Raw genomic sequence first — 13,189 nt, forward strand, 5'->3', positions numbered from 1 at the left:
GATCTTAGTAGCGAGAGCCATACCGCCGAGCCCAACGGCGGTCTTCGGGTTTCGCATCGACGATGTTTCCTGAGCAGGCGTCGAGCACCAAATCAAACTCTCGATCGGTGTCCACGCGCCGGGCCTCCAGCTGCATGAACCGGCCCTCGAACTCGACATCTTCGATGTCGTGCCAGCCATCCTCATACAGCACCCGCTCGATCTCTTGAGGGCTCAGACAGGGCGCTGGCTCGCTGACATAGCGCTCGCGCACGCGGTAGTGCCGCTCCTCTCGCTCCTCGTAATGGCGAACTTGAGCTCTAGGCGGGGGGTACTCATAGATCTCACGATAGCGCTGATCTTCGTAAGCGTACGGCCTGCGCTCGCCACCATCATATAAGTCTGCGGCAGTGGCTGGCACGGTGCCCACCGCGGCAGCGGCCAACATCACGGGCGGGAGGAAGAAACGCGTTAAGTGCGTCATGTTCAGGTCACTCCATAAACTGAGGCGCGCGTCCCCCCGGCCCCTTAGCGCTCCATCCGCCAAACTCTCCGGACTATAGCCCGGACTAACTGCAAACGGCCCCATCAAATCCGTCTACAGAAGCGTTGACCGTAACACGGCTTACCCGGGATCGCATCCGTATACTTTCAATGAAAACAGTGCCCTGGGTTAAATCTCAGGAAAGAGAGGCATGTGTGCTTCACCCCTCTTGAAAGGGGCGTATGGCCTCCTAAATCAAGCTCGTGCGCTCGCCGCTTGTTGGGTGTGCACGGTTATGTCTCCGGCCGGCAAAAGCAAATGCGGCCGGGAGTTCACATGTCGCTTCTTCAGGAGGATATGTCATGCGACACATCGATTTTCCGTCTCTTTATCGTTCTACCGTTGGCTTTGACCGGCTCGCACAGTTGCTAGACCAGGTTTCCGGAGAGGACAGCGGGTACCCCCCTTACAACATCGAACGTCTCGCCGAGAATGAGTACCGCATCTCGATGGCGGTCGCCGGCTTTACGCGCGATGAATTGGAAGTAGAGGTCAAGGAACAGACGCTTAGTGTGCGTGGCCAAAAGGCTGCGGAGAGTACAGAACGACAATTCCTACATCGCGGCATCGCCGCCCGGTCCTTTGAGCGCCGTTTCCAGGTTGCTGACCATGTTGAGGTCACCGGGGCCGATCTGAAGGATGGCATGCTGCACGTTGACCTTGTCCGCAATCTGCCGGAGCGGATGAAGCCGCGTACCATCAGCATATCGGACGGCAATACCGGTGACACCGCAAAGCAGATTGAGGCTCACGCCTAAATCTGGTTCTTCCGTTCGTTCCCCTATCTTCCCAACTCGGCCGCCACCGTCATCAGTGGCGGCCGATTTTTTTTTATCGTAAACGGCCTTAGCCCAATGCCGGCGGGCACAGCGCGTCCGGAAGGTTTGGGCAGTTAGATTTTTTCTTGTGCGATTTTCCGAAATCTGCAACATAAGTGCATTAGGTCAGCACTCCTGTCCTTCTTTTGCAGAGAGTGTGCGACCTGAGTGGAGATTGTTTTGCGTGCTTTCCAAGGGCTGTTGCGGTGAACCCGAGCATGGTTTGTGCCGTACGACCAGGGAAGTTCGAGGGGCAGTAACCAGGGGAAACCGGGCGGTGGTCGCGGTCGTCATGTTGGATGACCTCAGACCATTATAATGCGGCGACACGCTTGCCGTTTCCGGCTTACTCCTCCACTCTGACTATCGTCAAATACGGGCGACGTGTGCCGTGACCTTTTTGAGGCCGGTACTCGGGTGGCCGCCGGTGTTGTCATGCCTGTGGCCTCTTACGTTTCGGCTGCCGCAGCCGACGTAAGCCTTCTCAATAACGCCACGAGAGACAAGGCCGAACCATGAACGAACACACCCTGGCAAAGAGCAGCGCGACGAGACAAATTGAGCTCGCGCCTCCAGACGCCGAGGGCTTGTTTGATCCCAAACGCGAGTTCGATGCATGCGGCGTTGGTTTCATCGCCGACATGAAAGGCCGCCGCTCGCATAAAATCGTACAGGATGCGCTACAGATCCTCGCTAACCTCGAGCATCGCGGCGCAACAGGCGCCGATCCTCTGGCTGGTGATGGCGGTGGCATCCTCGTACAGATTCCGCATGCCTTTCTCGCGCAGGAATGCCAGCTCCAGGGCTTTTCGCTACCGCAACCCGGCAACTACTCCGTTGGCCATGTTTTCATGCCACGCGACGAGCGGCTGCGCGCGCATTGCGAGAGGGTCTGGGCCCGCATCATAAAGGAAGAAGGGCTCAGCCTGCTTGGCTGGCGCTCTGTTCCTGTCGACAATTCATGCCTGTCCGAAATGGTCGTCGGGACCGAACCGGTACACCGTCAGGTGTTTGTCGGGCGCGGTTCGTTCAGCGGCGATCAAGACGATTTCGAGCGCCGGCTTTATCTGGTGCGCAAGCGCGTGTCGAACGCGATCGAGAACGCGTACAAGGGCCGTGACATCGGTCATTACACCGTGTCGCTTTCAACGCGCACGCTCGTCTACAAGGGCATGTTCCTGTCGTATCAGGTGAAGGCCTACTACAACGACCTTTCCGACCCGCGCTTCACCAGTGCGATGGCGGTGGTTCACCAACGCTTTTCGACGAACACCTTCCCGTCCTGGAAGCTCGCACACCCTTATCGAATGGTCGCGCATAACGGCGAGATCAACACGTTGCGGGGCAATGTGAACTGGATGGCGGCGCGGCAAGCTTCCGTTTCCAGCACGCACTTTGGCGACGACATTACGAAGCTCTGGCCCATCTCTTATGAAGGGCAATCCGACACGGCCTGCTTCGACAATGCGCTCGAATTTTTGGTGATGGGAGGTTACAGCCTCGCCCACGCAGCAATGATGTTGATTCCTGAAGCCTGGGCCGGCAATCCCCTCATGGATCAGAAGCGGCGCGCTTTCTATGAGTATCACGCCGCGCTGATGGAGCCGTGGGACGGCCCCGCCGCCGTCGCCTTTACCGATGGCCGGCAGATTGGCGCGACGCTCGACCGCAACGGTCTGCGGCCCGCACGTTATCTCATCACCAAGGACGATATCGTCATTATGTCTTCGGAGTCGGGCGTGCTGCCCGTGGCTGAGGAAAACATTGTACGCAAGTGGCGCTTGCAGCCCGGCAAAATGCTTCTGATCGACCTTGAGCTAGGACGCATCATCTCCGATGACGAACTCAAGGCCGAGATCTGCGGCAGCCATCCGTATGAAGGCTGGCTCAAGCGCACCCAGATCATGGTGTCGGACCTCCCTCTGCCGCAGAGGCCGGTCGTTGCGCGCCGCACCAACGTCGCCCTCCTCGACCTGCAGCAAGCGTTCGGCTACACGCAAGAAAGCGCCAAGTTCCTCATGTCGCCGATGGCGGCTACGGGACAAGAAGCCATTGGCTCGATGGGAACCGATACGCCTATTTCGGCTCTGTCATCGAAGTCGAAACTGCTGCACACCTACTTCAAGCAGAACTTCGCACAGGTGACTAACCCGCCGATCGATTCGATCCGCGAGGAACTAGTGATGAGCCTCGTCTCGTTCATTGGACCTCGCCCGAACATTCTCGATCTCGAGGGGACATCACGCCAGAAGCGGCTGGAGGTCTACCAGCCGATCCTTACCAACGAGGACCTTGAGCGCATTCGAGGTATCGGCGAGGTCAAGGACAACAACTTCTCATCGATCACAATCGATATTACGTACCCGGTCGAACGCGGTGCCGCGGGTATGGGGCCGGCTGTCGATTCCGCCTGTGCGGAAGCTGAGGAAGCCGTTCGCTCCGGCGAGTACAACATCATCATTCTGTCTGACCGCAGCGCCGGACGTGACCGGATTCCGGTGCCGTCTCTGCTGGCGACTTCGGCGGTACATCACCACCTGATCCGCCAAGGCCTGCGGACCCGCGTCGGGCTCGTGGTGGAAACGGGTGAAGCCCACGAAGTCCACCAGTTCTGCACGCTCGCCGGCTATGGCGCAGAAGCCATCAACCCCTATCTCGCGTTTGAGACGCTGGAAGCAATGCTGCCAGATCTCGACGAGGAACTGACCGAGAAGGAAGTCAAGAACCGCTACATCAAGGCCATCGGCAAGGCGATGCTCAAGGTGATGGCGAAGATGGGTATCTCCACCTATCAGTCGTACTGCGGCGCGCAGATTTTCGATGCCGTGGGCCTCAAGTCTTCGTTCGTGGATCGCTATTTCACCGGTACGCATACTCAGATCGAGGGTGTAGGCCTGAGGGAAATTGCGCGGGAGACAGTGGAACGGCACGCGTCTGCATTCGGCGATTCTCCTGTGCTTTCCAGCATGCTCGATGTTGGCGGCGAATATGCCTACCGCACGCGTGGCGAAGCACACATGTGGCGTCCTGGTACGGTTGCCGACCTGCAGCACGCCGTACGCGGCAACCTGCCCGATAAGTATCGCTCCTTCGCGAAGGCCGTGAACGAGCAGTCGGAGCAGCTTCTGACTATGCGGGGTCTATTCCGCATTAAGTCTGCCGATGAAGCGGGACGCAAGCCCGTGCCGCTGGATGAAGTTGAGCCTGCATCCGAAATCGTAAAGCGGTTTGCGACAGGCGCGATGAGCTTTGGCTCCATCTCACGCGAGGCTCATACGACGCTCGCGATCGCCATGAATAGAATTGGCGGACGGTCGAACACCGGTGAAGGCGGTGAGGAACCGGATCGGTTCAAGCCAATGCCGAACGGCGACTCCATGCGCTCAGCCATCAAGCAGGTGGCTTCCGGCCGGTTTGGCGTGACGACCGAGTATCTCGCCAACTCGGACATGATTCAGATCAAGATGGCGCAGGGTGCTAAGCCCGGTGAAGGCGGTCAGCTGCCTGGTCACAAGGTGGATGCGACTATCGCCAAGGTCCGGCACGCGACCCCAGGCGTCGGCCTGATCTCTCCACCACCACACCACGACATCTATTCGATCGAAGATTTGGCTCAGCTCATCTTCGACCTGAAGAACACCAACCCGGCAGCGGACGTCTCCGTCAAGCTGGTCTCGGAAGTCGGTGTGGGTACGGTGGCGGCTGGTGTGGCTAAGGCACGTGCCGACCACGTCACTATCTCGGGCTTCGAAGGTGGCACCGGCGCGTCGCCATTGACGTCTATCAAGCACGCGGGGTCGCCATGGGAAATCGGCCTGGCGGAAACGCATCAGACTCTCGTTGGCAACCGGTTGCGCGGGCGTATCGCGGTGCAGGTTGATGGCGGCTTGCGGACAGGCCGGGACGTTATCATCGGCGCACTTCTGGGCGCGGATGAATTCGGCTTCGCCACGGCTCCGCTTATCGCGGCGGGCTGCATCATGATGCGCAAGTGCCATCTCAACACCTGCCCGGTCGGCATCGCCACGCAGGATGAGCGGCTCCGCGCGAAGTTCACGGGCACGCCAGAGCACGTCATCAACTATTTCTTCTTCGTCGCTGAGGAAGTGCGCGAGTATATGGCGGCGTTGGGTGTGCGGACGTTCAACGAACTGGTCGGGCAATCTGACCTCCTCGATAAAGAACGAGCGATTGCGCATTGGAAGGCCAAGGGCCTGGACTTCACCAAGCTCTTCCACAAGCCGAACGTGCCGAAGTCCGTCGCGATCTACAATTGTGAGCGACAGGACCACGGGCTTGAGAAGCTGTTGGACAACAAGCTTATCGAGTTCTGCCGCCCTGCTATCGACTCCAAGGAACGGGTGTCGAAGGAGATCGCGGTCAAGAACACGGACCGGTCTGTCGGCACGATGCTCTCGGGCGTCATCGCGAAAGCGTATGGTCATGCAGGCCTGCCGGAAGACACCATCTGGCTAACACTCAAGGGCACCGCCGGACAGAGCTTCGGCGCGTGGGTTGCCCGTGGCGTGACGTTAGATCTTATCGGCGAAGGTAACGACTATGTCGGCAAGGGGTTGTCGGGCGGCAAGCTGATCGTACGTCCGGATGCGCTCTCAGGCATCATTCCGGAAGAGTCGATCATCGTCGGCAACACCGTGCTTTACGGCGCAATCGAAGGTGAATGCTATTTCCGCGGCATTGCGGGCGAGCGCTTCGCCGTGCGCAACTCGGGCGCTTATGCGGTTGTTGAAGGCACGGGCGATCATGGCTGCGAATACATGACGGGTGGCGTGGTCGTGGTCCTTGGTCCGACGGGGCGTAACTTCGCGGCGGGCATGTCCGGCGGCATCGCCTACGTCCTTGACGAGGCTGGCGACTTCGAAGCGAAATGCAATTTGGCCATGGTCGATCTGGAACCCGTCACCGCAGAAGATGCCGTGATGGCACGCCTGACAGATCAGAAGGGTGAACTTGAGAGCCACGGCCTCGTCGAGGTCATGGAAGACATGACCAGCCACGACGTCGAACGGCTACATCAGCTCATCACGCGGCACGCACACTACACGAACTCGCAGAAGGCTCAGCAGATCCTCGCGAAGTGGTCCGAGTATCTGCCTAAGTTCCGCAAGGTGATGCCCGTCGAATATCGCCGCGCTCTGGCCGATATGGCCAAGGCTCAGCAAGCCGATAAGACGGGACTTGGTGTGCTTGAGATCGGTGTAACACGCGCCAAAGCGGATTAAGCCGTTACACGGCTAGGGCCGGCTGGAAATGATCCCGGCCGGCTCCTCGAATGTTCGACGCAGGCAGTAAATAGAACGCCACGACAGGGCAGAGAAACGGACTGAAGAATGGGCAAGGTTACGGGTTTTCTGGAATTTGCGCGCGCTGAGCGGAAATATGCGCCAGTCGAAGAGCGCATACAGCATTGGCATGAATTCGTGCTGCCGATGGCTGAGGACGAAACCAAAACTCAGGCCGCACGCTGCATGGATTGCGGGATTCCGTATTGTCAGACGGGCTGCCCGGTCAACAACCAGATCCCTGACTGGAACGACCTCGTCTATCATAGCGATTGGCAGAGGGCGGCAGTCAACCTGCACTCAACCAATAACTTCCCTGAAGTGACGGGACGCGTTTGCCCGGCACCCTGCGAAGCAGCCTGCACGCTTAACATCGATGACACGCCGGTCACGATCAAAGCGATCGAGTGCGCCATTGCCGATCGCGGCTTTGAGGAAGGTTGGATCGTACCGAAGCCGGCCGACAAGAAAACCGGAAAGAAAATTGCTGTTATCGGCTCCGGTCCGGCTGGGCTGGCTGCCGCGCAGCAGCTGGCGCGTGCGGGTCATGATGTGCATGTCTATGAGAAGAACGCTCGCCCCGGCGGACTTCTCGTTTACGGCATTCCCGATTTCAAAATGGAAAAGAGCGTGATCGCCCGACGCGTTCGCCAGATGGAAGCCGAAGGTGTCACCTTTCACTGCAACGTCAATGTTGGCGTCGACGTGACGGCGAAGAGCCTGGATAGTTCGCACGACGCCGTCCTGCTCGCCATTGGCTCGGAGCGCCCGTTTGATTTCTTCGCGGATGCGCCCGGCCGGAACCTCGACGGCATCCACTTCGCCATGGATTTCCTGCCTCAGCAGAACCGGCGCGTTGCCGGCGAGACTATCCCGCCGACGATCAACGAAATCTCGGCGAAGGATAAGCATGTGATCGTTATTGGCGGTGGCGACACGGGCTCGGACTGCATTGGCACGTCGATCCGTCAAGGTGCGAAGTCCGTCACTCAGCTTGAAATTATGCCGAAGCCTCCTGTGAAGGAGAACAAGGCGATGAGCTGGCCCAACTGGCCGATGAAGTTGCGGATATCGAGCAGTCAGGCGGAAGGTGCGGAAACCGTTTACTCCGTTTCGACGACCGGGTTTTCCGGCGAAGACGGCAAGGTGAAGAAACTCAACTACGTCCAAGTGGACGAAAAACTGCAGCCGATCCCGGGCAGCGAAGCTTCACTCGATGCGGATCTCGTGTTGCTCGCGATGGGCTTTTCCGGCCCCATCGAGGACGGTCTCGTCAACGAACTTGAGCTTTCTGCCGTGCCGCGCGGCCGCTTCAAAGGCCTCGATGCCGACGAACAGAACTACAAGCTTCCTGGCGACAATGCTCTGTTTGCTGCCGGGGATATTCGCCGCGGTCAGTCTCTGGTCGTCTGGGCGATCCGCGAAGGCCGCCAGGCCGCGCACGCCATCGACAAGTTCCTGATGGGCTCAACGGTCCTGCCGCGCTAAACGCAGCGTCCTGATTTTAGGATTTATGCCGAGATATTCCGGCCTGGGTTAAGCCCTGGGCCGGAACGGGCTGACGTCCGGCAGCGGCGTTCCGCCATTCTCTCCGTCTTGGTCCGGTTTGGAATCGCTTGGGCGCTTCAAAGGTGGCGGCTCAGGGCGCGGCCATGCAAAGTCATCGGCGCGACCCGCACGCGCTTCGAGCCGTTCTCCTTTAACGAGTACACGGAAGAAGGGGGCTTGCGCCGGCGAGAACTTCCGCATTTGACCGTCGATCGAAGCATCGCTGGCAGCTGTCACGGAGCTCATGATGTTGAGGCCTCCGGCGATCTGATCGACGAGCACCGCACCCATAGGAGTCGGACGATCCGGGCTCTGCTTGCGGGTGACAAGGGCAACCACGGAGCCTGGAATAGCGGGACGCACGATCTCCAACGGCACGATGTTTTCGCGACCGTTGGGTCCGATGGTCTTCAAGTTGATGCGGCTGTTGTCTTCCTTCTGTTCGCCGCCCCCGGCGCGCAGGAAAAATGAGCCTTCGCTGCTTTGCGTGGCGGCTTTGGCCTTTGCCCGATCAATAGAAGCGCGCCACCCTGTCAGGTTGGCCTGCTCGTCCTGTTTGACCATGGCGCTCACGCGCTTTTGCTCTTCCTCAGCGCCCGCAAGTGGAATGGACCGATCAGCTTTGGCCTGCGCCAGATCCCGCTTGAGTTCGCGCTCCAAGAAGTGCGCGAGCTTCTCATAACCGCGGTAGGTAAAATGGATGCCATCGCGCCAACGCAACAAGCTGATCTTACCGCTAAGGTCGGGCCCATAAGCGCTATAGCCTTCTTCACCGTCTGAGAAATTTGCGACCGTGTCGATAAATTTCAGGCTGTTGAGGTAGGCCCGCTCACGAATGATTTCGTTGATGATCTGGGTTTCAGCATCGGCACTCGTGGAGCGCATGGTCGGCGCACCCATCCAATAGACAGCGATACTCTTGTTTTTCAGCTCTTTCATGAGTTGATCAACTCGGCGGCCGTACTCTGTGCGCCAATCCTGCGAACCGAACCGATAGCTATTGCCATTTGGCGCGCGGACGGACCGGCGGTCGTTCACGCCGAGCATGATGACCGCGATGTGCACCTTGTCTCGCTCAAGATCAGAGACCAGCTCCTTCAACTCGGACGGGAAGCGATTGGTCGTTATTCGACTCAGGGTCCACAATTTACGGTTGACGTTTACGCGCGCTTCCCTCGCCAGGGTGTCGGAGTCGACCATGGCTCCCAACAGCCCTTCTGCGAGCGTGTCTCCCACAACCCGGATCTGATACGTGTCGCCTTCCGGAAACGGCGTGATGTAGCTCGCCCCTGCGCCCATTTGCGCACGCACCGCCATCGGCGTCATGACCGCAATGGTCACGCAAAACGTCAGTGCCCAAGTCAAACGCTTCGACATTGTCACGTCGGAGTTGCTCCATCGAATCGGCGCATGCGCCACCTGTGTCCCTGACCCGGCACGGGTTGGGACGGAACCGGCGGATCGCGGGTAAGATACCGCGTGGTCGTCTCGCGTTAAAGCTGGATGTTAGCCAACTCTGCGCGTCATCCGGAAGTCTTTTGCAGGTGGTTCAAAACAGCATCGGACGGCCAGCAATCAACGCGCAGGCCATTGTCTTTCTGGTATCGCCCAACCTGACGCCGCGTATTGGAGCCGATAAAGCCATCGACGATCTCGATGCCATAGCCGCGGTCTTTCAATCCCTGCTGTATACCACGGATCAATGCCGTGCGTTGCGGTCCGATCGCTTCCCACCGCGTATGGAAATCGCCGCCTCCAGCAATGCGGTCGGCCAAATTACCGACGAATGTCGCGTAGAGGTCCGATGTGTTGTAGCGACGAATTACCTGGAAATTTTCCAACGCCAGGAAGGACGGGCCATGAGCGCCCGCCGGTGACATGAGATACGCATTTTCATTCAGCATGGCGTCTGGAAATTCGCGGCCGCCCGTGCGGCGGTATCCCAACGCCACCCACTCGCGCAGCGGACGCAGGCCTGGAGGGCCTTCGAGGGAACAATCTGACGTTTCTGGGATGGCGACCTCATAGCCCCACGTCTGACCACGCTGCCAGCCCTTGTTCTTTAGCTGGCGTGCAGCGGAAGCTAAGGCGTCGGGAACGGAATCGAAAAGATCTGCATAACCATCGCCGCCCATGTCATGCACATGCGCGAAGAATTCCGAGGGCATGAACTGAGTCAGCCCCATCGCGCCAGCCCAAGAAGCGCGCATTTTGTTCCGGGGCACGCCCTTTTCCAGCAATTTCAAAGCGTAAAGGAACTCGTCGCGAAACATTTCCTTGCGCCGGCCGGTCCAGGCTTGGGTGGCAAGCACAGTGATCGCATCATGTTTTGGTGTGTACGCGCCGAATGCTGTTTCGCGGCCGAAAATCGCCAGCACCGAATAGCGATCGACACCGAATTCCTGCTCAATGCGGTCAAGCGCGGCCTTGTGTTCAGAGGCTAGCCTCTGTCCCGTGTTGGCGAGACGGGCAAGATAGGCCGCATCGATGTAGTCGCTTGGTTCGCTGGTGAACTCAGACTGGCGCACCTGCGTTTTCTGGCGGCCTGGGATCTCCAAATCGGGCAGGGACAGATCCGGCTTCAGGCTTTTGACCACCTTGTCGAAGGTCTGTCGCGAAACTCCGTATTTATCGCGCGCTTCCGGCCAGAGGCTCTCCAGGAAGGTCTTGAAATCCTCACGAGCTTGAGCCGGAGCTGACCAGCTCCAGAAGCTGGCGAGCATCATGCATACGACCAAAGCTTGGAACGCGAAGGGGCGCGCGCCAAGCTTGTCTGCCGGCCTACCGATTGTCATGCGTTGCACCGCATCTGCCTTTATTTGTCGGGCCCAGTTTCAAAAACGCTTTCGGGCACTCCTACTGGCTAGGCAGTCTGCGAGGATTCGCGGCGATTTTAGGACTTTTGAGCCCAACTACGAGGCCTCGCGGAGCCCAACGAGATGGCGTTCCCAGGCGAAGGCCTGGGCGACAATCACATCGAGGTCATCATATTCGGGCTGCCAGCCGAGTGCTTCGCGGATTTTGGCGGATGCCGCAACGATCGCCGCGGGATCTCCGGGACGCCGCGCGGTCATTCGCACGTCGAAGTTCGCTCCGGATGCACGCTTTACGGCCTCAACCACCTCGAGCACCGAAGCGCCGCGCGAGTAGCCGCAGTTGAAGATTTCCGACGCGCCGCCGCTCCGCAAATGCGCGAGCGCCTTCATGTGAGCGCGCGCCAGATCCTTCACATGGATAAAATCGCGGATGCAAGTGCCATCTGGGGTCGGATAGTCCGTTCCAAATACTTGCATGTAGGGACGCATACCTAACGCCGTTTCACAGGCGACCTTGATCAAATGCGTCGCCTGCGGAGTGGATTGGCCAGTGCGGCCGTCCGGGTCCGCACCAGCCACGTTGAAATAGCGCAGCGCCACGTAGTTGAAATCGTGAGCCCGCGCAACATCAGCGAGCATAAATTCCGTCATCATCTTGGACGTGCCGTAGGGCGACATCGGCCGCAGCGTCGCGGTCTCGCTTACAGGGTTTTCTTCCGGCATGCCGTATACGGCTGCTGTCGAGGAGAAGATGAATTTGTCGATCCCTGAACGTACGGCGGCCTCGATGAGATTGCGCGAGTTGCCAGTATTATTCTGATAGTACTTCAGAGGATTGCTGACGGATTCAGGAACGATGATGGATCCAGCGAAGTGGATGATCGCTTCTACGTTCCACTCTTTCGCGATCCGGCAAACGAGATCCATGTCGCCGACATCGCCGACGATCAAAGGTACGTCGTCGGGAACGGCCCAGCGGAACCCGGTTGAAAGGTTGTCGAGTACAACGACGCTTTCGCCCGCGTCGCGCAGCTCAAGAACCATGTGACTCCCGATGTAACCCGCCCCGCCTGTTACCAAAATCGTCATTTTCGACTCAATCCTCTTGCTAATTAAGGACTATGTTCCCGGCGATCAGGAAGTGCAAAAAAATCGACACAATGTCCCGCCTAGTAACCGCCGGCGTCCTTTAGCCTTTGATATCAAGGCGCAGCAAATTCCGAATTAACGTGATATCAGCGCTTCGGTTGTCCTTTTCAACTCATTAACAGAACTACGGGAATCCGCGAATGGCTTCACCACACCGCCCAATCCGAAAGGCCGTACTCCCTGTCGCTGGACTTGGAACCCGATTCCTACCGGCTACGAAAGCGGTTCCAAAGGAGATGCTGACGGTCGTCGATCGTCCCGTTATCCAACACGTGGTGGACGAAGCTCTCGCGGCGGGCATCGAGCATCTGGTTTTCGTAACTGGTCGCAATAAAGCAGTTATCGAGGATCATTTCGACAGCCAGTTCGAGCTGGAATGGACGCTACAGGATCGCGGTAAAGAGCGCGAACTGGAGAAATTGCGCGCGGAAATGCCCAAGCCCGGACAGACGAGCTTTACGCGCCAACAAGCGCCTCTGGGTCTTGGCCATGCCGTATGGTGTGCACGGAACATCGTCGGCGACGAACCCTTCGCTTTGCTCTTACCGGACATGCTTCATCTGGCCGATACGCCATGCCTCGCGGACATGATCACAGCCTATAACGCGTGCGGCGGGAACCATATCGCGGTGTCGCCAGTCCCCGAGGACCAGACGCAAAACTACGGCATCGTCGGTGTCAAAGACGCATCGGCTCCCGTGAGCGAAATCACCGCAATGATCGAGAAGCCCAAGCCGGGGACTGCGCCCTCCAACCTGCACATCACCGGCCGTTATATTCTGCAGCCGGAAATTTTCAGCATTCTCGCCGATCAGGAACGCGGCGCCGGCAACGAAATTCAGCTCACGGACGCGATGATAAAGTTGCAACACGAACAGTCTTTCCACGCCGTGCGCTTCGACGGGACGATTTACGACTGCGGCTCGAAGATGGGCTTTCTGCTCGCCAACGTCGCCTACGCCCTGGAGCGTGAAGATCTCGCCGATACGTTCCGCGCAGAGCTCAAAAAGTTCATATGATCTGACGGCTGAT

8 protein-coding genes are annotated in these 13,189 nt (G+C 58.6%); 4 read left to right on the forward strand and 4 right to left on the reverse strand.

Annotated features, from left to right (window positions below; translation table 11 throughout):
* Window positions 1-4: 4 nt before the first annotated feature.
* Window positions 5-463 (reverse strand): hypothetical protein, encoded by a 459-nt coding sequence (locus BLS30_RS00180; RefSeq protein ID WP_090225789.1) that lies wholly within the window; start codon window positions 461-463, stop codon window positions 5-7.
* Window positions 464-825: 362 nt separating this feature from the next.
* Between BLS30_RS00180 and BLS30_RS00185 the strand changes: the two genes are divergently transcribed.
* The 3 genes from BLS30_RS00185 (at window position 826) to BLS30_RS00195 (ending at window position 8,132) form a co-directional block, all read left to right on the forward strand.
* Complete coding sequence (locus BLS30_RS00185; protein WP_046478279.1) at window positions 826-1,281, forward strand: Hsp20 family protein; 456 nt, start codon at window positions 826-828, stop codon at window positions 1,279-1,281.
* Window positions 1,282-1,856: 575 nt separating this feature from the next.
* A complete protein-coding gene (gltB, locus tag BLS30_RS00190) occupies window positions 1,857-6,584 on the forward strand; it encodes a glutamate synthase large subunit (protein ID WP_046478278.1) in 4,728 nt (1,575 codons plus the stop codon).
* Window positions 6,585-6,692: 108 nt separating this feature from the next.
* Complete coding sequence (locus BLS30_RS00195; RefSeq protein ID WP_046478277.1) at window positions 6,693-8,132, forward strand: glutamate synthase subunit beta; 1,440 nt, start codon at window positions 6,693-6,695, stop codon at window positions 8,130-8,132.
* A 48-nt stretch (window positions 8,133-8,180) separates the two neighbouring features.
* Here BLS30_RS00195 and BLS30_RS00200 read toward each other — a convergent pair whose 3' ends face one another.
* From BLS30_RS00200 to galE, 3 genes are all read right to left on the reverse strand, one after another.
* Complete coding sequence (locus BLS30_RS00200; protein WP_052743857.1) at window positions 8,181-9,569, reverse strand: SGNH/GDSL hydrolase family protein; 1,389 nt, start codon at window positions 9,567-9,569, stop codon at window positions 8,181-8,183.
* Between the two features lie 146 nt (window positions 9,570-9,715).
* Window positions 9,716-10,987 carry a lytic murein transglycosylase gene (locus BLS30_RS00205; RefSeq protein WP_244512326.1) on the reverse strand — a complete coding sequence of 424 codons (1,272 nt, stop codon included), beginning with the start codon at window positions 10,985-10,987 and terminating at the stop codon, window positions 9,716-9,718.
* 117 nt (window positions 10,988-11,104) lie between these two features.
* Window positions 11,105-12,097 carry a UDP-glucose 4-epimerase GalE gene (gene galE / locus BLS30_RS00210; protein ID WP_046478276.1) on the reverse strand — a complete coding sequence of 331 codons (993 nt, stop codon included), beginning with the start codon at window positions 12,095-12,097 and terminating at the stop codon, window positions 11,105-11,107.
* 200 nt (window positions 12,098-12,297) lie between these two features.
* Here galE and galU point away from each other — a divergent pair, with 200 nt between their 5' ends.
* Complete coding sequence (galU, locus tag BLS30_RS00215) at window positions 12,298-13,176, forward strand: UTP--glucose-1-phosphate uridylyltransferase GalU (RefSeq protein ID WP_046478275.1); 879 nt, start codon at window positions 12,298-12,300, stop codon at window positions 13,174-13,176.
* The last annotated feature ends 13 nt before the right edge of the window (window positions 13,177-13,189 follow it).

Source organism: Filomicrobium insigne (assembly GCF_900104305.1).
Taxonomy (GTDB): Bacteria; Pseudomonadota; Alphaproteobacteria; order Rhizobiales; family Hyphomicrobiaceae; genus Filomicrobium; species Filomicrobium insigne.